The 20,889-nt window shown below is 39.9% G+C and carries 20 protein-coding genes and 1 pseudogene; 15 read left to right on the top strand and 6 right to left on the bottom strand.

The genetic code is table 11. The features are described 5' to 3' along the window. From FCR06_RS19910 to FCR06_RS19930, 5 genes and pseudogenes are all read left to right on the top strand, one after another. Positions 1-257, top strand: a pseudogene (locus FCR06_RS19910) (IS701 family transposase); the annotation flags it as partial. Positions 258-538: 281 nt separating this feature from the next. Further along, on the top strand, positions 539-1,714 hold the full coding sequence (locus FCR06_RS19915; RefSeq protein WP_138502778.1) for a DUF1822 family protein: 1,176 nt from the start codon (positions 539-541) through the stop codon (positions 1,712-1,714). A gap of 72 nt (positions 1,715-1,786) precedes the next feature. Further along, positions 1,787-2,254, top strand: coding sequence for a DUF4870 domain-containing protein (locus FCR06_RS19920; RefSeq protein ID WP_138502780.1), 468 nt, complete (start codon positions 1,787-1,789; stop codon positions 2,252-2,254). A gap of 389 nt (positions 2,255-2,643) precedes the next feature. Beyond that, complete coding sequence (locus FCR06_RS19925; protein WP_138502782.1) at positions 2,644-3,552, top strand: beta-1,6-N-acetylglucosaminyltransferase; 909 nt, start codon at positions 2,644-2,646, stop codon at positions 3,550-3,552. Positions 3,553-3,584: 32 nt separating this feature from the next. Next, positions 3,585-4,682 (top strand): Gfo/Idh/MocA family protein, encoded by a 1,098-nt coding sequence (locus tag FCR06_RS19930; protein WP_189523503.1) that lies wholly within the window; start codon positions 3,585-3,587, stop codon positions 4,680-4,682. A gap of 96 nt (positions 4,683-4,778) precedes the next feature. Here FCR06_RS19930 and FCR06_RS19935 read toward each other — a convergent pair whose 3' ends face one another. The 3 genes from FCR06_RS19935 to FCR06_RS19950 all read right to left on the bottom strand — a co-directional run bounded on the left by FCR06_RS19935 (position 4,779) and on the right by FCR06_RS19950 (position 6,740). Next, on the bottom strand, positions 4,779-5,237 hold the full coding sequence (locus FCR06_RS19935) for a hypothetical protein (RefSeq protein ID WP_223280206.1): 459 nt from the start codon (positions 5,235-5,237) through the stop codon (positions 4,779-4,781). A gap of 317 nt (positions 5,238-5,554) precedes the next feature. After that, positions 5,555-6,130 (bottom strand): TIGR02281 family clan AA aspartic protease, encoded by a 576-nt coding sequence (locus FCR06_RS19940; RefSeq protein WP_138502786.1) that lies wholly within the window; start codon positions 6,128-6,130, stop codon positions 5,555-5,557. A gap of 379 nt (positions 6,131-6,509) precedes the next feature. Continuing rightward, entirely contained in the window at positions 6,510-6,740 is a 231-nt protein-coding gene (locus FCR06_RS19950; RefSeq protein WP_223280207.1) for a hypothetical protein, read from the bottom strand. Between the two features lie 164 nt (positions 6,741-6,904). Between FCR06_RS19950 and fusA the strand changes: the two genes are divergently transcribed. The 6 genes from fusA to FCR06_RS19970 all read left to right on the top strand — a co-directional run bounded on the left by fusA (position 6,905) and on the right by FCR06_RS19970 (position 13,512). Continuing rightward, positions 6,905-8,908 carry an elongation factor G gene (gene fusA, locus FCR06_RS19955; protein ID WP_138502788.1) on the top strand — a complete coding sequence of 668 codons (2,004 nt, stop codon included), beginning with the start codon at positions 6,905-6,907 and terminating at the stop codon, positions 8,906-8,908. A 72-nt stretch (positions 8,909-8,980) separates the two neighbouring features. Beyond that, positions 8,981-9,859, top strand: a complete 879-nt coding sequence (locus FCR06_RS19960; RefSeq protein ID WP_138502790.1) for a GNAT family N-acetyltransferase — start codon at positions 8,981-8,983, stop codon at positions 9,857-9,859. Between the two features lie 286 nt (positions 9,860-10,145). Beyond that, complete coding sequence (locus tag FCR06_RS19965) at positions 10,146-11,198, top strand: hemerythrin domain-containing protein (RefSeq protein WP_138502792.1); 1,053 nt, start codon at positions 10,146-10,148, stop codon at positions 11,196-11,198. Positions 11,199-11,390: 192 nt separating this feature from the next. Further along, complete coding sequence (locus tag FCR06_RS34315; protein WP_262984690.1) at positions 11,391-11,516, top strand: hypothetical protein; 126 nt, start codon at positions 11,391-11,393, stop codon at positions 11,514-11,516. 757 nt (positions 11,517-12,273) lie between these two features. Continuing rightward, the gene (locus tag FCR06_RS32810; protein WP_189523500.1) at positions 12,274-12,489 is read left to right on the top strand and encodes a hypothetical protein; all 216 of its coding nucleotides are present in this window, start codon (positions 12,274-12,276) and stop codon (positions 12,487-12,489) included. An 81-nt stretch (positions 12,490-12,570) separates the two neighbouring features. Beyond that, entirely contained in the window at positions 12,571-13,512 is a 942-nt protein-coding gene (locus FCR06_RS19970; RefSeq protein ID WP_138502794.1) for an N-acetylmuramoyl-L-alanine amidase, read from the top strand. Between the two features lie 128 nt (positions 13,513-13,640). On the opposite strand, the gene FCR06_RS19975 is transcribed toward FCR06_RS19970, so the two are convergent. Continuing rightward, a complete protein-coding gene (locus FCR06_RS19975; RefSeq protein ID WP_138502796.1) occupies positions 13,641-14,225 on the bottom strand; it encodes a hypothetical protein in 585 nt (194 codons plus the stop codon). 195 nt (positions 14,226-14,420) lie between these two features. Here FCR06_RS19975 and FCR06_RS19980 point away from each other — a divergent pair, with 195 nt between their 5' ends. After that, positions 14,421-15,071, top strand: a complete 651-nt coding sequence (locus FCR06_RS19980; protein ID WP_138502798.1) for a hypothetical protein — start codon at positions 14,421-14,423, stop codon at positions 15,069-15,071. 341 nt (positions 15,072-15,412) lie between these two features. Continuing rightward, positions 15,413-15,988 carry a hypothetical protein gene (locus FCR06_RS19985; RefSeq protein WP_223280208.1) on the top strand — a complete coding sequence of 192 codons (576 nt, stop codon included), beginning with the start codon at positions 15,413-15,415 and terminating at the stop codon, positions 15,986-15,988. 12 nt (positions 15,989-16,000) lie between these two features. On the opposite strand, the gene FCR06_RS19990 is transcribed toward FCR06_RS19985, so the two are convergent. Beyond that, positions 16,001-16,237: a hypothetical protein gene (locus FCR06_RS19990; protein ID WP_138502800.1), complete on the bottom strand. Its 237-nt coding sequence runs from the start codon at positions 16,235-16,237 to the stop codon at positions 16,001-16,003. A gap of 281 nt (positions 16,238-16,518) precedes the next feature. Further along, a complete protein-coding gene (locus FCR06_RS19995) occupies positions 16,519-19,614 on the bottom strand; it encodes an MFS transporter (RefSeq protein WP_138502802.1) in 3,096 nt (1,031 codons plus the stop codon). A 733-nt stretch (positions 19,615-20,347) separates the two neighbouring features. Here FCR06_RS19995 and FCR06_RS20000 point away from each other — a divergent pair. Together FCR06_RS20000 and FCR06_RS20005 are read left to right on the top strand one after the other, a co-directional pair. Beyond that, positions 20,348-20,560 carry a chlorophyll a/b-binding protein gene (locus FCR06_RS20000; RefSeq protein WP_138502804.1) on the top strand — a complete coding sequence of 71 codons (213 nt, stop codon included), beginning with the start codon at positions 20,348-20,350 and terminating at the stop codon, positions 20,558-20,560. A 51-nt stretch (positions 20,561-20,611) separates the two neighbouring features. Continuing rightward, complete coding sequence (locus FCR06_RS20005) at positions 20,612-20,824, top strand: chlorophyll a/b-binding protein (protein ID WP_138502806.1); 213 nt, start codon at positions 20,612-20,614, stop codon at positions 20,822-20,824. The last annotated feature ends 65 nt before the right edge of the window (positions 20,825-20,889 follow it).

Consider the following 20,889-nt stretch of genomic DNA (forward strand, 5'->3'; position numbering starts at 1 on the left):
CTAGCCCTGATTCCTCTTCATCCATCAATGCATCAACTACTGAATTTAGCCAACATCGGGAGTGGGAAACGGGCATGACATGGAAAAGTTCACTGAATAACTTGAGACTAATTGTTCAGCCTTATATCTTCTACCATTTGCTGTTACCTTGGTTAGATGTATTCAACATTCATGGGATGAGACGCTGTTTCCTTAAGTTAATTGAATTGATGAATGGTTTTCGAGCTTTTCCCATTCCTTTCTCTATTGCTAGTTAATCTTCTCTCTATTTTTCTTTACCTAAAGTAACAAAAGAGGGATCAGTCCTTTAGAACTCGAAGTTCTGATTTCTGAGGCTCAAGTGTCGAATTCCGAAGTTGAAGTGTCGAGTTCTGAGGTTCAAGTGTGGAGTTCTGGTAATGAATAAAAATTACAGTCTCATTCAGATTCATCTTGACACGACTAAATATTGGTTATTGGACATTGGAATTTCAAAACTCTTCCCCAGTCCTTAATCGCTAATCCCCAGCCCCCAATCCCCATTCCCGGAGTAACCACCATGACTATTGAGACCACCGTATTTACTTTTGCTAATCCAACAAACCTGATTTTAAAAATTCCCATCGCTACCCAAAATCAGGCGGATGTTCACAGTCAATCTTTTTCTAACCCGACTTCTGGTTATCAAGGTTATATTAATGAACTTTGCCTGGGTGCTGTCTTGCAGTGGTTACAAGAGGATTTCACACCGCAAGCAAAGGTCTGGCCAACTACCACCGTCTTATCCAGTTTTTGGGAACTAGTAAATGGAACGGCAATTACGCTAGACGGAACTCGATTTATTCTGGTTCCGAGTGAAACAATAGATTTAAGTGAATTGCGAGTACCGCAAGAATGGGTCGATATTCCTGGTTGGGTAGGTGACTATTATTTAGCCGTGCAGGTAGAATCAGATGAAAGCTATGTGAGAATTTGGGGTTACTGCACCCATGCACAGCTCAAAGCTAGGGGGAGTTATGATGCAGGCGATCGCACTTATTCTCTTGATGCTGATAATATTATCAATGACATCAGCATTTTAGCTGTGGCGCGGCAACTTTGCCTAGAAGAACCAACACGTAACGCTATTGAAGAGATAAGCACTTTAGCACAACCACAAGCACAAAACCTAATTGCCCGTCTGGGAAATCCGGAAATACTTACACCCAGACTCGCTATTCCTTTTCAACTATGGGCGGGACTAATTGCACACGCAGGTTGGCGCAAAAGCTTATATCAACGCCGCTTGGGACTATCAGAACAGTGGTCAGTTATTCAATGGTTGCAAAGTGGTATTTCCCAAGTTGGCGAAGCTGTTGGTTGGGGAAGCTTTGATTTACAAGTGAGTGAAGCTGGGGCGCGGGGTGTTAAACAAAGGCCACCGCAGACGATTATATCTCGTCAGTTGGTGGTCGCAGGTCAAATCTACGAACTGCTGATTACACCGCAAGACGAACCAGAGGCAACTATTTGGCGCTTTGAGTTACGTAACTTCAGTGTGGGTGGAGTCATTCCTGGGGGTTTTAAACTCCGACTCCTGACTGAAGATTTACAGCCATTCCCCAACAACGAAGATATTGCCATAACCGCTGTAGAACAACTTTATGTAGAGGTTGCCTTGGAACCAACAGAAGGCATAGTCTGGGAAATAGAACCTCTTCCCGAAAACTATGACCGAGAAATACTCAGATTTTAAGCTATTGTTTGGTTATTTTATTGGTAGTAAAGTGGAGAATTATCCGGTAAATCCACTTAAACATAAAAAGCCATGAGAGAAAAACCTAAACAACAAATGCGTATATGGGCGATGTTATGCCATATCTCAGCTTTATTGGCATGGATATTAGTGTTGTTTTTGGTATTTCTTGGCATACCTTTATATTTGCCTCTGAATCTGTTAGCCCCACTGCTAATTTGGCGATTCCAAAAAGTAAAATATCCTTGGATTGATTTACAAGGTAAAGAATCTTTAAATTTTCAAATCTCATTAACGTTTTATACCTTGATTTTCATAGTCATCTCTTTGTTTTTTGTGTTAACCAGCTTGAGTCTGGCAGTGAGTACTAATAGTAAAGTTAATCAAGTAGAAATAACATTAGATAGTTTATTAATTTTAATTATGTACTTAATTTTATTAATGCTATTACTACAATCATTTGTAGTGAGTTTTGCTGCTATTAAAGCCTACAATGGTGAACATTATCGTTATCCATTGACAATTAGAGTTTTACGATAATAAATAATTCTCTGTTGTTGAACAGCTAAAATTTTCAAAAAAGATTAAACATTTATATCTCTATTGTTCACTTTAGAGAAAATATAATATGACTAAGTTTGATGTAAAAAATATCCTAAAACCTTAGACATTAAACTTTTCGCTGGAAAATGCACTCAGATTTTGCTCTTAACAAGTCTCGCATAATGAGAATACAGCAGATTTGAGAGAAAGTGAAGTACATATTATCCCAAGTCTCAAAACCAAGCATAAAGCCTGCTTGACTTGTGACTTCTGCTGTATTTGGTTATTTTTTGAGGTTTTCATGTTTTGTAATGAAGCTTAAATTAAATGCTATAGAATAAAGATAAGGAAAGAAACCAATTTGGTTATACACTAAGATAATTTTTATGAAAATAGCATACATAATTTTGGCACATAATTCTCCCGAACAATTAGCTCGTCTTATTTATAAGTTAAACACAGATTATGTTTCATTTTTTATACATATAGATAAAAAAACAGATAGTCAAATATACTCTCAAATATATTCTAAATTTAATAAGTTTGCAAATGTATTTTTTGTCAAAAGATACAATTCAGAATGGGGAAGTTTTAATGCTGTTAGAGCTAGTCTTGAAGGAATAAAATCAATAGTAGAAACAGGAACTTACTTTGATTATGTGATTCACTTATCTGGGCAAGATTATTTAATAAAATCTACTAGTGAAATATGTAAGTTTCTCCAAGAAAATAAAGGAAAAGAGTTTATAGAATATTTTCCACTACCTTACAGTAAATGGAAAAAAGGTGGCTTTAGAAGAATAGAATATTGGCACATTCGTTGGAAAGATGAGTATTTTTGTATTCCAGAAGAACGTGAATTTAAATCTCCCATTAGCTCTTTGTTATATTCATTATTAATTTTGATTTTACCGAAACGCAAACTTCCTGAAGGCTTTACTTTTTATGGAGGGTCTGCATTTTGGTGTTTAACCGGAGAATGTGTAAAGTATATAAATGATTTTGTCAAACAAAACCCAAAATTTGTAAATCGCTTTAATTACACTTCACTAGCAGATGAGCTATTTTACCAAATAGTTATTTTAAATTCACCTTTTAAAGATAAAGTAGTTAACGATAACATGAGATATATAGATTGGGGTGATGAAGTTGAAGCCTATCATCCAAAAGTTTTAGATAAAAATGATTTTGAAAAAATCAGTGAATCAGAAAAATTATTCGCTAGGAAGTTTGATCAAAATAAAGACTCGGATATATTAAATATGATAGATGAAATGATATTATTAAATAAATAGTAATTTGTAGAAGTATGCAAGTACAGGATGATATGATTGGGGTTGCGATCGCTGGTACTGGATTTGGTCAAAAAGTCCACATTCCCGGATTCCAAGCACATCCTCGCACTGAAGTAGTTGCTGTTTATCACCGAGATATCAATAAAGCCAAAGCCATAGCACAATCCCATAATATTCCCCAAGCGTGCGACACACTTGCAGATATTGTGACATTACCAGAAGTGCAAGCAGTCAGCATCTCAACGCCGCCGTTTTTGCACTATGAAATGGCAAAAACAGTCCTGGAAGCAGGCAAACATTTACTAATAGAAAAACCTATAACTTTAAATGCAGATGAAGCTAAAAAACTTTATCAATTAGCTAAAGAAAAAAACGTCATTGCTGCTGTAGATTTTGAGTTTCGCTTTGTACCAGGATGGCAATTATTTGCTGAACTTTTGTCAGCAGGTTATGTGGGTGAATTGCGTCTAATTAGAATTGATTGGTTAGGTTCTTCTCGTGCTGATGCTTCCCGTCCTTGGAATTGGTATTCTGACAAAGAAAAAGGAGGCGGTGCATTGGGGTCTTTGGGTTCCCACGCCTTCGATTATATTCACTGGTTATTCGGCCCAGTCCGTAAATTAAACGCACATTTAAGTACTGCAATTCCGACAAGAATTGACCCGACAAATAAAGAATCCAAGCCAGTAAATACAGATGACAACTGTATATTAACGCTGGAATTAGCAGACGGTACACCTTGTCAACTTACAATTAGCGCAGTAGTTCATGCACCAAGAACCCATTGGATAGAAGTATATGGCGATCGCGGTACATTAATTGTAGGTAGTGAAAATCAAAAAGATTATATACACGGCTTTCGTGTTTGGGGTTCCCAGCCAGGTAAACCTCTCACAGAAATAGAAATACCAAATCGATTAATTTTTCCCAAAAATTACACCGATGGGCGAATTTCTGCATTTATTCGTGTCATCGACCAATGGGTACAAGGAATCGACCAAAAACAGCAAACAGTACCATCCCTGCGAGAAGGAGTTTATTCTCAGCTATTGATGGATTTATCCCACAAATCCCATGAAATAAATAGCTGGGTGAATGTACCCAGCTTAGAAGCTTATCTTCAAAGTTAATAAAGGAGTGATTCGATTTGGGATTTGAGGTTTTTTCTGGAATTTAAAATTCACTTAGCTAAAAATTATCTTCCTTATCTCTCTGTTTTCAGATACTTAAAAGAAGACAAATTGAGCTGTACCAGATAAAGGAATTATTGTGTAAAACTTTGTCTGGCCTTGTTTAGATTCATAAATCTTAGGAGAGTCGCTGACGGTTGTAATACCTTTGGTCACGATTTTCGACTCGTTACTTTGTCCAAGATTCACAGGAGGTAATAGTAAGCTGAATGTGACATACCCATTATTTCTTGTTTTATAAAGAGTCACTGTCACCAAGGTACCAATTTCTACTTCCTGACTACGGATTTGATCTCCCACAAAATCCAATGTCCGTTGCTGGTCTTGATACCTTAAGCGAGGTTTGCCATCAAAACTTGTTGTTGAATAAGTCACGTTCACATTTTGCCCTTGCAGTTGATACAAGTCAGGTGTTTGTGCTGCTAAAGCATAAGTTGGTATCGCTGTTAATACCATACCTAGTGTTAACGATGAAACTAAGTTTTTGGTTCGCATGTCTGAAAAAGTAATTAATGAGTTTGAAACAAAGTTACATTCGTAACTTAACTATTTGACAGGACTTTTATGGCAATTTACGCCATTTGACTATAAATTACCCTTCATTTATTCTTTACAATGACACATCCAGTGTCAACAAAGGCTAAGAATTGGTTAAGTTCGATGTATAAAATCGTAGAATAATAATTATTTACGTAAAGATACGACAAATTACTTGCTTGACTTAAGTTTGAATAATTTTATACTAAACAATAATCAAACACAGATTGAGAAACAAGTCAAAATGCAGAATTGAATATGTTTAATTTTGTTTATTAGCGGTGAGAAAATTCCACTTCTTTCTCTAAAATCTTGAGATCGTAGTTACCAAAAAAATCGTGACCTAGTAGCCCGATGTCAGCTTGGGGAGCGATCGCTACTTGAAGATTATGCGCTATGACTCCACCTACTGTAATAGATTTTACCTTACTGGTTGAAAATTGGACTTCACTTCCATCAGCAACTTGAGCTTGTATCATACCTGTAGTTTCAAGTCGCAGGCTACTAGCCATATTTCGAGTAATCACAGTAGCACTAGCACCTGTATCTACAATCATTTCAAAGGTTTTTTTGTCATTGAAAGTAACATCAATTATCGGAGTTCCACCAAAGCGGCGTTTGATGGGAACCCGAAAAACTCTCTCGTCTGGAGGTGCGTTTGAAGGTGCGGCGGTTGTATCACCACAAAGCCTTGCCAATCGAATGGTTTCACCGGAAGAGGTTACCATAAAACATCCCCCTGGATCTCCAATTGATGCTTGATTAAATAATACTAAAAATACCAGTGTCGGCATGAGTGCAAATCCATTTAAATTAATGGTTTTAATCCCATCCCTCCAAACATTATTCATATTATTTTAATTCTCCATTTTTCGATATTTTTAAATATCTCAAACTTTAATTTTATTTCTAAAAATTAATTTTTAGCTTTGAGTTTGGTAGATTTAATTATATTAGCTAAAATTACTGAATAAAGAATTAAAGATTAGGTAAAGACATGATAAAACTACTGAGAGTTGATTTCTCAAGTAAATATAGTAATTAGCTTAGATTTTTAAACTTATTCGTGTAGGCAAGGAGTAGAGACCAATGAAAATTTATTTTTCCCACTCCCTTGTTAATTAGCTGATTAAAAGGTTACTGCTACGCGTACAGCAGTAGCGATCGCATTTTTAACAGCAATATCCTTCTGTTCTAAAATGATATTTTCACTAACAGTATGCACAGCAACTACAGCGCAAATAGCTGCTGCTCAACGAACGAACGACCGAAGAAACGAATAATAGCAGCATCTATACCACCATCCATCATTCCAAAAGAGTTAGCAGGGCTGACCAAACAATCAAAATCTGGTAACCACTCGAAGTAGTTATTTACTATTTCTACATTGGGTAAATAATTAAAATTCTCTTGAAAGGCTGCACACAAAAGAGAGTTGGGAGCTACCAACATCAGTTTCAAGCTTTTATTTCCTCCGCTTGAACACCTATTTTAAACTTCAGCTAGGGCAAACATCAACGGTTATTTCTGTATATCAGTCTTTTTCTTCTTATACTACAGTTATAATACAAAATATATCACTGCTTTAGTGGTGACAGTTTGTCGCTTGAACAAAAGGAAATTTTATGATTCCCCGAGAACGCATCCGCAATATTGGTATTTCTGCCCACATTGACTCTGGTAAAACTACGCTATCAGAGCGAATTCTCTTCTACACAGGCAGAATCCATGCTATTGAGGAGGTGAAGGGAGGCGGCAAGGGTGCAACAATGGACTATATGCCGGAGGAAAAGCTACATGGTATTACCATTACCTCGGCTGCAACAACCTGTCAGTGGGATGATACACAAATTAATTTAATTGATACACCAGGACATGTAGATTTCACTATTGAAGTAGAGCGTGCCCTGCGGGTACTGGATGGGGCAGTAATGGTGCTGTGTGCTGTGGCAGGTGTGCAATCCCAGTCCATCACAGTGGATCGGCAGATGAAACGCTACCGCGTGCCGCGTTTGGCATTCATCAACAAGATGGATCGGATGGGTGCAAATCCATTTCGTGTAGTACAGGCAATGCGCGATCGCTTGCAATTAAACGCGATATTACTGCAATATCCTATCGGCAGTGAAGACCAATTCCAAGGTGTGATTGACCTAGTGGAAATGACCGCTCACTACTTTGAAGGTGAAAACGGAGAAAATTGGGTCAAACAGCCAATTCCCGACGTTCTTGTGCAAGAAACACAACAGGCGCGGGAGAAGTTGCTAGATACTTTGTCGCTGTTTAGTGAACCGATGACCGAAATGTTGTTGTCAGGTAAAGAGATTCCTCAAGAACTGATTTGGCAAACTATCCGCCAAGCAGTTTTGAGTCTGGAACTGACACCCGTACTGTTGGGTTCGGCATTCAAAAACAAAGGAGTGCAAAATCTATTAGATGCGATCGCTCTTTATTTACCATCTCCGATGGATAGAGAAGTAGTCAAAACAGTAGAATCGATAAGTGTCTACCCTAATCCCGATGCTTCCTTGGTAGCTTTGGCTTTTAAACTCACCGTTGAGTCCTTTGGACAGTTGACTTATAGCCGTATTTACTCTGGGACATTAAAGCTGGGTGATACCGTTTACAACTCCCGTACAGGACAACGAGTACAAATCGGTCGTTTGCTGAGAATGCACGCCAACAAGCGTCAAGAGGTGAAAGTTGCAGTCGCCGGAGATATTGTTGCCTTATTGGGTGTAGATTGTGCCTCTGGTGATACATTATGCACTGGAGAAACACTAGTTTCTCTGGAAAAGATGTATGTGCCGGAACCAGTGATTACGCTGGCAATTACGGCCAAAAAACAGGAAGATAGCGATCGCCTTTCCAAAGCACTCAACCGCTTTCAACGGGAAGATCCCACCTTTAGAGTAAGCATTGACTCGGAATCAGGAGCAACTTTGATTTCTGGCATGGGTGAACTCCACTTGAAAATTTACTTAGAGCGGATTCAACGGGAATACAATGCCGAGGTTGACGTTGGTACTCCTGCCGTGGCGTACCGGGAAACCATTGCCCAAAAAGCTAGCTTTGACTACCGACTTAAAAAACAATCGGGTGGCCCTGGTCAGTATGCTCATGTTACTGGATGGATTGAACCGACAGATCGGCCATTTGTTTTTGAGAATCGGGTAGTTGGGGGTGCGATTCCCAAAGAGTACATCCCTGCATGTGAAAAAGGTTTTCGGGAAGCGATGGAATCAGGAAAGCTCGAAGGTTATCCGGTGACTGGGGTGAAAGTCGTTCTAGAAGGGGGTTCTTATCACCCAATTGATTCTTCAGAATTGGCGTTTCGGTCGGCTTCGTATCAAGCACTCTCAAGTGCGATCGCCAAAGCCAAACCTTACATCCTCGAACCGATTATGCTTGTAGAAGTAGAAACACCAAACGAGTTCATGGGAAGAGTTCAGGGTGACCTTTCATCCCGTCGAGGTTTGCTGTTGGGTTCCGAGACAATGCAAGGATATTCAGTGATTCGGGCAGAAGTACCGCTAGCACGAATGTTTGGATATTCTACAGACTTGCGATCTCTGACTTCTGGCATGGCTACATTTTCAATGGAATTTGCCTGCTATCGACAGTCCTGAACCTAGATTAATCACTCCAGCTTACCGAATCAACAACACAAGCTGGAGTTTAATTACAATGAGGATTTTTTTGTGCCTACCTTGAAAACTCTACAACCTGGAGACGAGCCACTACTAGAGGCTTTCCTTTCGCAACACGCTGATACTTCGATGTTTTTGCGCTCTAATTGGCGAGCTGCGGGACTGGTTGACCAAGGTGCAAGATTTCAAGGAACTTATATAGCTGCCTACATAAATCAAACTATCGTGGCAGTTGCAGCCCACTTTTGGAATGGGATGGTAATAGTCCAAGCCCCTATAYATTTAGCAGAGGTGGTGGAAGCAACAGTMACTCAATCTGGACGCGCCATTGCWGGAATTAGCGGCCCAGYAGCACAAGTTGAARCGACAAAAAGCATTCTACTACTAGGGCTTAGCAAGCGACCAACTCAGCTTGATGAGTCTGAGATATTATTTTCTCTAACGCTGTCAGACTTGCAAATACCTCCAGCCTTAGCAGCAAAAGAAGTGCAGTGTCGTTTACCACATGCACAAGAGTTGGAATTATTGATTGAATGGTGTGCTGCTTATAATATTGAAGCTTTAGGACAAACAGAAACTCTGAATTTACGACCAGCTTGCCGTCAGGTATTAGAAGCACGTCAAGCTACAGCTATGCATTGGGTGTTAGTAGCAGAAAATACTCCAGTTTCCTACTCTGCCTTCAATGCCACCTTACCTGATATTGTGCAAATTGGTGGAGTGTGGACACCACCAGCGTTGCGGGGTAAAGGCTACGCCAAAAGTGTTGTAGCAGGTTCGTTGTTAGAAGCGCGATCGCATGGAGTAAAACGCGCTATCCTGTTTACAAATGATGACAATCAGGCAGCACAAGCAGTTTATCAAGGAATTGGTTTTGTGCCTACTGGCGAGAGGTATGGATTGGTGTTGTTTGAAGATAGTCAGGGATGATACGCCTGGGGCATTGGAAGTACTGAAATCATTCTTCAGATATAGTTTGCTCGTTCTAAAATAGGTAATCTTTTTAATTTGAATCTAATAATTAAATTGCCTTGATTGCAGTTAAAAATCAAAGCGATCGCTTTAATTCATCTCTGTATTTGGCAACAATAAAATTAATGTTTTTCTACCCATAGTTGTGAAAGCGATCGCTCAAAAGAAAGAGGAAATCTCCTTTTCCTATATGTCAACGTGAGATTAGTAATAGATCCGAACACTCGAGAGAGGAGAACTACCAATGGTAGCTACTTTAGATGATACAAAGCGCAATACTATTGCTGTGAAATTAGCAAGCATCAAAGCACTGCAAGAATTAGTTATTGAAAACGAGCAAGTACTATTGAGAGAAGGACTTGATACCGAAATTGCCGATCGCATTCGCAATTTAATCAAAGATGATGAAAAAAATCTTGGCGTTTTGGAAACTGTAATTACTCAATATGGGATTCAAGCTGAACCCAAAAAAGTTGTCACAGAATTCATTGAAAAAGCAAAAGAATTGTTTAAAAGTTCTGAGCTAAGCTTATATGAAAAAGTGTCTCAGCATGAATTACTCAAACATCAACTAGTAATGAGTGGATTAATAGTTCATAAAGCAGCTCAAAAAGTTGGTGCTGACGTAATGGTGGCGATCGCACCTTTGAATACAATTAACTTTGAAAACCGCGCTCACCAAGAGCAACTCAAAGGTATTCTAGAAATTCTGGGTGTCCGCGAACTAACTGGACAAGATGCAGATCAAGGAATTTGGGCGCGGGTTCAAGATGCTGTGGCTGCGGTAACTGGCGTAGTGGGTAGTGCTGTCACCCAATCCAGTGACAAAAAGGATCTGAATATCCAAGATGTCATCCGCTTAGATCATAACAAGGTAAATACTTTGTTTACCGAACTATTACAAAGCAACGATCCGCAAAAGATTCAAGAATACTTCGGTCAAATTTACAAGGATCTGACTGCTCACGCCGAAGCCGAAGAGGAAGTTGTCTACCCAAGAGTACGTTCTTTCTACGGTCAAGACAATACTCAAGAACTGTATGACGAACAAGCTGACATGAAGCGGCGCTTAGACGAAATTAAATCTGTTAGCCCTTCTGCTCCTGAATTTAAACAAAAAATCAAACAGCTAATGGACATTGTTGGCGACCATATTCGTCAAGAAGAAAGTACAATGTTTACTGCAATTCGCAACAACTTGAGTACTCAACAAAGTGAGCAACTAGCTAGTGAATTCAAAGCTGCTAAGACCAGAATTCAACAAAAATTAGGCATTGTTAGCGAATCTAAGATTTAGTTAACAGAAAAAATCTAAAATCTAGCCTAATTAATCTCACCCAGTTGTCATGCTAAATTGCTAGTGAAACAGAGGAACTCCTAACTAATAATGTTGGGAGTTTTTATTGATTCTGAATTTCCAAGCTAATAATACAGCAGTTTTATTTTGCATGAAGTACAAAGTTATCGATTTTGAGGTAGGAGGCAGTTCTTGCAGGAAGCAGAAGGTAGAAACTGTTTATGTCTGATTTTAATTCCTATATTTTGTGGTAAGTTAATATCCAAGATGGCTAATCAGCTGTTTAAAGCATTAGTAGACGCGATCGCCAAAAAGTGATAACTAAGGGACTTCCAACAAATAAATTATCCAATTTCACGCCCATCAAAACGACTTTCTCTCTCCGCTGCTAAAAACTCCCTGCCCCCTGCCCTAAAAGCGTTCGCGTAGCGTCCCGCAGGGATGGGATATTTTTTATTTGTCAGTCCCTAACTCCCTAAACTAAAGTAGGCGTTTTTAATATCAGTCAAAGGTTATGAGACTGAATTTTTGCCAAAGTACCATTCAAAACTTAGACTTTCGCGTAGCGTCTGGTATTTTCAGTAGTCTAGAATGAACGCAAACGTATAAATTTAATTACGTATTATTTTATCCTGTAAAATATTTATGTGTTAAGCTACTCAGGGTCAACAGGAAGGCAAAAGTGGAGTCTGTAAAATATTGACGATTTTCTTAGCCGCCATCTTCATTAGTTGATGCTTTTGATTGGGGCATCGAACTAGTACAGCACAGCGGAAATAAACCAACCATTTTAAATGTCTGAAACCCTTGCCAACAGCTATAGCAGGAGGCAGTTCGCCTATCCTGTCTAAGACAAGGCAGGAAGCAGAACTATTACTATTCCTAGCATTCATGCTTGTCATATGTCCTAAAGGGTGTGACTACGGCTATAATTACGAATTACGTTAGCGAAGCGGTAGCGATAGCGACGGAGGAGCGTCGGAACAAGCGTCATTACGCATTATGCATTACGCCTTGCGGTACTAGGTACATTTGTCATGGCTTTCTACTTTTACCAAGCGTTATTATTTAATTAATGGGGGTAATTGCTGCATCTAATTTGATTGCAAGAATCACTGGATTATTCTGGATTTGGATAAGTTATGTTATTTGTGCTTTTTTTGTAACAGTGATTCTGGGAATCAGCGGAGTTTACTACAAAGAATCTGTGGTTATGGTTGATAAAAAAATTTATTTTTCTGCCAATGTGCTAAAGGTTCAAATAATCCAATCATTGGCAAAAAGTATTTAAAAAAGTTATATATAAAATTTTATTTCTCTAAGTTTAAAAGTTTTGAACTAGTGTAAAAACAAGTAAGTTGAGGATCGAATCATGAAATTTGGAATTGATAGCGGACACAATTGTCCACCAGACACAGGAGCCAGAGGAATCAAAGTTGAGGATAATTTAACTTTAGATGTCGGTAATAGAGTAATACCGAAGTTAAGAGCTTTAGGGCATGAAGTCGTAGTATGTAAACCAAATAGTGCTAGTACAGTACGTGAATCACTTTCAAAAAGATGTGCTACCGCTAATAACAGTAACGTAGATATTTATGTCTCGATTCATTTTAATTCTTTTAACGGGCAAGCTAATGGCACAGAAGTATTTGCAACTAGCGATACAGGAAGAAAAATTGCTAAACCTGTATTAGATGAAATCGTCAAGTTGGGATTTTTTAATCGTGGTGTTAAGAGTGGTTCGCACTTGTTTGTCCTGAAGAATACAGATATGCCGGCGATTCTTGTAGAATGTTGCTTTGTCGATTCAGCAAAAGATATGAATCTTTTTAATGCCGAAGCAATGGCAAATGCGATCGTCAAAGGCTTAACAGGTAAAGTGCCAAGCGGTCCAGTTAACCCGGTACCAGACGAAGAGGAGAATGTAGATACCACTATTAAGAGACTACAACAAACCTTAAATCGACTTAAAATAACTGATAAAGATGGTAAGACGTTAGTGGAAGATGGTATAAACGGGTCTAACACTAAATCTGCCATAGAAAAATTTCAGACTATTGTCGGGGTGCAGGCGACTGGAATTGCCGGCCCAACTACATGGAATTCTATAAATGTAATTTTGGCAAAACGAATTATCCGACTAAACCATGCTGGAGGTGAAGTTATTAGATACTTGCAATACCGTCTGGGTGTGGAAGTTGATGGTGTTTACGGCCCGCAAAGCGAGGCTGCAATGAAAAACTTTCAAAAGCAAAATGGTTTGCAAGCCGATGGGATTGTCGGGCCTACTACCTGGCAGAAGTTAATTGGTTAGACTAAAGCTATTAGAAGTGTAAAGCATGAAGGATGAAGGCAGCAGACACAAAACTATCAATCAAAATAAAAAACAAATAAGACTTAATGTTTTGTAGTTTTTACTTCATACTTCAGCTTTTGGTCGGATTAGCCACGGTTTCGTTCTAGCAGTAACATCATCATCAAACTTAACAAAATTTGCTGCTCTTGGCGATCGCCGAGTTGATCTACAGCTTTGATAATAAATTTTCTGGAGAGGAAAGTGGGGATTTTCTCCAAACGCATCACAATCGTGCCATCAGCTCGGCTGACCAAGTAGACAGGATTAAAAACATAACCAGTGAACATACCCACAACTGGGATTTCTGCGAATAGGGCATCAGCAATTTTCACCCACGGATTTTTCTCTTGGATGTTCAAAGTAGTCGTGTCGCCATCAAAAATGTCATAACGCGCACGCCAAAGAGATTTTAATCCGCGTCGTTTTACTGAACCGATGTAAGTACCGTTGCTATCAGTGAAGTCATAGCGTGCCGAGAAGTCAATAATGCGATCTGCTTTGATGTAGTATATAGGACGAGTTTGCTCAGCATCAGCAAAGATTGTAATTGCTTCCTTGAGCTTGAAGAGTTTCTGTTTGACATAAAAAGCCAAATTCCCTTGAGCATCAACAATAGACATTTGTGGTGCGAATGCCCAGAGTTTAAAGGTGAGTTCCAGAGGATACTGCATAGTTTTAGGAAAATAAGAAAATTATCACCCTATTAATCCCAATTCTAGGGGAAAAGTAACATTAATCTTGGTGAGTACTAGCAGCAGTTAAAAAATTTAGCCTTAGGGTGCATAAACAACTAAAGGTCAACCTATTAGGTAAGTGAAGGGTTTGAAACCCAAGATAGACGTCAACACACTAATAGGAACATGACCATGAAATTCCGCCACTTCACTAGTTCTTTGTTAACAGCTACCGCACTTATAACCAGTACGCTACCAGCTTTTGCCGGCCCTTTTGATATCAAGCCTACTAGTATTTTCAAACCTGTTACTGTTACTCCCGGAGCCACTGTAGGAAATGTAACCCCTAACACTCCTGGTTCACCCAGCAATGCAGTTGGTAGTACTGAAATTCAAGGATTAGGCGACCATCAATCTTGGGTCGATCCGAGAACTTTAGCGAAAGACCCCCGCGCTTTATGCAGTGATGTTGGCTTAGGTAACAACACTCGCAGCAGTTCTACTAAACTCGCCTTGGCAAACTCTACTAGCACTCGTTCGAGTTCTTCTAGCAGCCATAATGACGGCGGTGGTGGTGGTTTTAGCTTTTTAGGTATTGGTGTCAGCGGTAATGGTGCTACCCAAGGTACGAAAAATAACAGTGATGCTCGCGATCAAAGCAGTAACCGTACAGAGGAAAATATCAGTAGTTCCTCAACTGTTGTTCAAGGCAGGAATTGCGATGCTTTTGTTAACTCTGCTGCTGCTAGAGATATGAACTATGAAGATAACCTCACCCGTCGTTATGAAATCAAAACTGGTCGTCGGGGACAACAAGTCAATCAATTACTAGAAGATAAATAAGCTGTTAGAGATTTACAGCAGAACTCAGAAATTGAGAAGCAAAGCCAAACATACTGCGCTAAGGCCTTAGAAGTAAAACAGGCTTTATACCTAACTTGGAGAGTTATGTCTACTTCACCAATTTGAAATTTGCTGTAAATTCCATATTTACTTATAAAGGTTATTCGTTGTCCGTTGTCATTTGTAATTTACAGCTGTTTTTGGGTAAATCTACCACATCTTTATTTCTCTCACGCACAGTCACAGAGGCGCAAAGAGGAATCAAGAATGTGGTCTAAAAACATAAAAACTGCTGTAAAAAGAACAGCGGACAATTACTGAATTTAGCCTTAGGAGAAACGATGAAAAGCAGGCTAATAGGATTTTGGATTTGGGGTTGCACCTTTGGTACGCTGACAGCGCAACTTAGATTTTGGATTGTGGAAGAGTTGGTGAATAAGCTTTTTGGTGATAGATCTGTTGCAACTATTTATCAAATTGGTAGAACAAAGAGAATTATTGCTCTGACTACAACTGTGTTTTTGTCCATACCATCTTTAGCAATTGCACAAACTATACCACCCGCGAATGCTTCTCCCGCATTTGATAATTCTCAAATTATTCCCTATCTCTTAGATAATCCTAATGAAAACTCTTTGGTAAAAGTGCGTTGTCTTTCCACCGATAGACACCAAGTAAATAGAAAGCGGCAGATTATTAGAGAGCGACTTCTGCAACCTACTGTTGGCGATCACAATTACACTGTGACTATTGAAGTACAAGGAAGTTGTCGCAATCTCAAGGTTCACGTTCAAGACGACTCAGATTTTTCTGATGTCCCCGTTTATCATCCCTACTCGAACAATAATCCTACTGACTTTGATGACTCTTGGCTTGGTGAAGGTTCTGGATGGTATTGGCTACTACATCGCCGCTAACAGCTAATGCAACTATGCACTAGTGAACTGAGTAATGTCTGACGACAACCTGATGCAGCGTTTATGCACAATCGAGTTGACCGATAAAATAATCAAAATAACTAAATAACCAGGGCGTAGGAAGCAACCTGTGTTGCTCACAGGAATTTGTTCAACTTGACAAGATTTGCGTTTGATAAGTTTCAATCGCACTTGATCGCAGGTAATTTCCTTCGCTCTGGTGCTTCTTTGGCGGTGAAGTTTCGCCAAAAGTATAAAAGTAAAGGGCTTTACAAGCCTATAACACTTATTTCTAATTTATTGTATGATGATATACATTTTTTGTATTTTATAACAGTTTTGGACTATATCATATCGTGTCCGATTGAATACTTATGATATCCGTGAAAGTTGGTAATGGGGAATGGGGAAGAAAAACATAACTGTTCACCTCTTGGCAATTACCTATTACCTCTTCCCCAATTACCAAATATAAAAAAACCTCCCTAATCGGGAGGCTCAAAATTTAGCGGAGACAACTTGTAAACTTACTAGCGAGATACAGCGATCGCTCCTCCCACTGCTGAGAAAACGCCGGAGACTACTGCTGTGGCAAATATCCACCAAGCTGCTGTAGCTGCGGCTTTGCGGGTTTCTTCTGCTTGTCGCTGTGCTTGATGTTTCACTTCTTCGAGGCGGCGTTGGGCTTCTTGCTGTAGGCGTTCTGCACGTTGTAATACTGTGTTGCGTGCCCGTTCAATTTGATCGACGATCCGGTTGGCATCCTCCTCGGAAATGTCTTCACGAGAACTCATAATTGCCACTAGTGTATCACGGTCAAAAGAAGACAGGCGATCGCGCAAAGCATCAAACCCGGATTGGGGATCTTCAAAAAAGGTGCGGACATCGCGCTTGATACTATCATAATTGAGTTCTGGGCGATCCAAGGAGTTAAGATAATTACGGATGCGGCCAAAAACCCCGTCAATTGCATCTTGAATGCCTCGTTGGATGCTCCGCACTTGTTCTACAAATTGATCTCTAACCGAGACAATGTTATCGGCAATCTGCGCTGCTTCTTCATCGCTCATGTCTTCGCGAATTTTTAGCAGGGCGATGATCGTAGAACGGTCAAACTGGCCGAGGCGATCGCTAAAACTTTCTACCCCCACTCGCGGATCGTGTAACAGTAGTTGTAAGTCGCGTTTGATACCTTCTGGGTTGAGTTCTTCTTTCCCAGTTTGCCGCAGATAATCTTCCAGATAAGCTTTGAATGTTTCCACTCTTTGCTGTGTTCTGGTAGCTAAACGACGAGGCGCACGTACAATGCTGCGAATCGAGTTTTGTACAGAATCAATAACTTCATTGACTTGTTGCTCGCTCAAGTCTTGACGTTGACTGAGCAATTTCACCAGTGTATCTCGGTCTACCCGAGATAAGCGATCGCGTAGCGCTATGGCTCCATCTTGGGGATTTTCAAACAATCTATTCAAATCGCGTTGAATACCTTCTGGATTTAACTCTTGTTTACCAGTATTCCGGAGGTAATCGGCGATGGTGGTGGTCACCGAGTCGTATTGCTCTTTAGCTTTGGTTGCTAAGGCTTGGGGTGCATGGCGGATACTATGCCACGATTCTTCAACAGCATTGATAGTTTGATTAACTTGATCTTCAGTTAAATCTTCTCGCTGACTCAACAACTGTACCAGAGTATCGCGGTCAAAGCGAGACAATCGCGCCCCAATCGCAGCAATTCCAGCTTCGGGATCGTCTAATAACTTTTTGAGATCGGCGCGGATGGCATCAGGATTCAATTCTGATTTGCCAGTGTTACGCAGATATGATTCAACATTCAACCACAGGGTTTCTGCTTGATATTGTGCTTGTTCTGCCAGACCTTTGGATTCAATTAAAGCGCGATCGCGTTGTCTTTCTAAGTCTTCGAGAATGCTGTCTACTTCATATAACTGTATGTCACTACGTTCGAGCAATATCTCCCGCATTTGCTCGCGTTGAATATGAGCCAGTCGTCGTGACAGGGTTTCGTAATCTGCCTCTGGATCTTGCAACAGTGATTTGAAATCCCGCTCAATGCCTTCGGCTGACAATTCTGCTTTCGGAGTAACCAGCAAATAACTATGAAGTCGGCGTTGCAAATCTTGGACGATTTCTCTTTCTTGTTCGGCTGTGACTGTAACTAGCACTTCTTGGCGCACAGTTTCTAGTCGGTCTGCAATGCGGTGAATTTGAGTTTGGGTAAGTAGTCCCCGCTGTTGCAAAATTTTGATGAAATCGTTGCGGGATAGTCGCTCTAGTTCCCTGCGGATTGTTCCAGAATCGGCTGCTGGATCGTAAATGACATCGCGAAATTCCTGAGCAATTCTTTCTGGACTCAGTTGCCAAGCATAAGTATTGAACAAGTAGTTTTCCACATCAGCCCGAATTGGACTGTAGGGTTGGGATGGTGTGGGCAAACCTAGCTTATCTGCTTGTTCGGTAACCTTGTCTTTAGCAGTAGTCAGGCTACCCAAGATTTTCTCTACATCAAAATCAGATAAATCAGTCCTTCCCAACACTATGGCTGTTAAAGCAGAGAGTCCTTGTTGCAGTGTATTTGGAATTGGCCCAGATGCGGCTTTTTGCTGAGATTGCTTGTCACTACGCATTTCTGTGACTAACCGATCCAGCTTAGCATTGAGTTCATCCGTCTTGGTTTGTCCGGGTGGGAGTGATTTGAGATATTGGATTAATTCACCCAAACTGTCTTGACTGGGTACTTGTTTACTTACTACCTGTTGCCATACTTTATATAAAGTATCAGCGATGCGGCTAACATCTTTTTTAGAAAGGTCGGTACGACTGCTGACTAACTCAATAAACTTTTGGCGATCAATATTGCCCAAATCCGAACTAGCGGCGATCGCTTTTACTTGCGGATCGTTGAGTAAATTTTCAAAATCACCACGAATCTTCGATAAATCGAGTTCTGGGGGACGCAGCTTTTCTAAGTAATCTTCAATGTTTTCTCGGATACTTACTGGGTCAATGCCGCTTCCTAGTTCTCGACGTACAGCAGCAGCGGCAGCTTCAGCGGTCGCTACAACTTGGTTATTAATAGCTTTTGCCCCCAGTGCGGCGGTAGCTGTCCCCATAATCGCTTGGAACCCAGAAGTTGCCGTATTTACGACCGAGCCAATCAAGGAACCCACAGTGGTGGAACTGACCCAAAATAGCAGTGAAAAGTATGCAGCCCAAATCACTAAACCAAGAATTGCCCCTTTTCCTGGATCTGAAAACAACAGGCTTAATTTCACTGCCAGGAAACAAGCAATTAAGAGGGCTATGGTTACAGTAACTAACGTCCAAATCCCTACTGCTGTGCCAACTTTGCGAATAGTGCCGCCCAAACTTCCAACTTCATCACCACTTGAATCTGAGTCGGATGCACGCCCGAGGTAGGAAATACCGGCTGCAACTGAGAGATTAGTTAGAACTAATTGAAAAGCAAAGGCTAAAATCACACCAGAGATTAAAGCCACAAAAAAGCGCGGTCCGGAAGACGCGATCGCTAAGGCATCTACTGGAACCTGTGCCACGCGCAAAAATGGCTTATACAGTCCCAGCATGATTTCCGTACTTTGAAACATTGTATTTCCTTGTCTTAGTGTTTTAATTTTGGGCGGATTAAGAATTTCCTGACAAGTAACTCTTAGTAATTATCTACTGTACTATAACAATACCTAACTCTTTAGATCAGAATCATGGAATTTAGGTGGTTCAAGCATCTCTCCAAAGATTGAAAAGTATATCCAGCGAAAGATATAAATTTTATTATCTCTTGGTAGAAATTTTAATTACCTTGGTAGTTGCTATTAAGATATAGATGATTATTTTGGCAAATTTGGGTTGCCATTATCGCAATTATTTTGATGGAATTATATAGTTGTCTTCAATAAAAAAGCGAAATATTGATGCTGTGAATAGTTGATAGTCAACAGCCAACAGTCAACAGTCAACACTGATATTTATTTACAACTCAAATACGATTGCTACAGTTTTCTGACAAATGCAACGAAGTTATTGAAGTATTTATTTCTATCACCACCCCAAGGTTGATTTGTCTAAAAAATATATTTCTAATTATCGCCCACAAGAAGTGCTTGGAGTTTGTGTCTACAGACAGAAAGCAACTTAATTACAAATAGCTACATTAAAGTTAACAAATGAGTTATCAAGGACAAAAAATGCTTGTTTGTTGTCCTTTTTGCTTTGTCAGTTGTATTAAGCTAATATCCAATTCCCAATGCCCAATCACTAAAGAATATCCAACTTGGGCGGATCTAAAAACTTAAAAATCAGTTGAATTTGAGAGGAAAAAGAATGGAAACTCGGGAAAATCGTTCATCTACTGATTTACCACCTGTTGCTAAAGCTTACAACAACCGCGATCGCAATGAATTTCTCTTTGGCTGGACTCCCCAAGCGGAAATTTGGAATGGTCGTTTTGCAATGATTGGTTTTGTTGCTTATTTACTTTGGGATTTAGCAGGTTATAGCGTTCTACGTGACCTACTGCGGCTAATTAGCTACTAAAGCTTAAACGCCTAAAAAATTACTAAATTTTGCAAAATTTTGGCGGAAAAAATGGCAACTAGAGAAACTCGTCCATCTACAGATTTACCAGCCGTTGCACCAGAATATAACGGCGTAGACCGCAATGCTTTTTTGTTTGGCTGGACTCCCCAAGTGGAAATTTGGAACGGTCGCTTGGCGATGATTGGCTTTGTTTTCTATTTACTTTGGGATTTAATCGGTTATAGCTTCCTGCGTGACGTATTGCACATCATCAGATATTAGCTTTTGGAAAACTTAGATCCCTGACTTGTGAAAGAAGTCGGGGATTTTTCTGGTGATTAAGCTGA

This window comes from Nostoc sp. PA-18-2419 (assembly GCF_005869855.1).
Lineage (GTDB): Bacteria > Cyanobacteriota > Cyanobacteriia > Cyanobacteriales > Nostocaceae > Nostoc.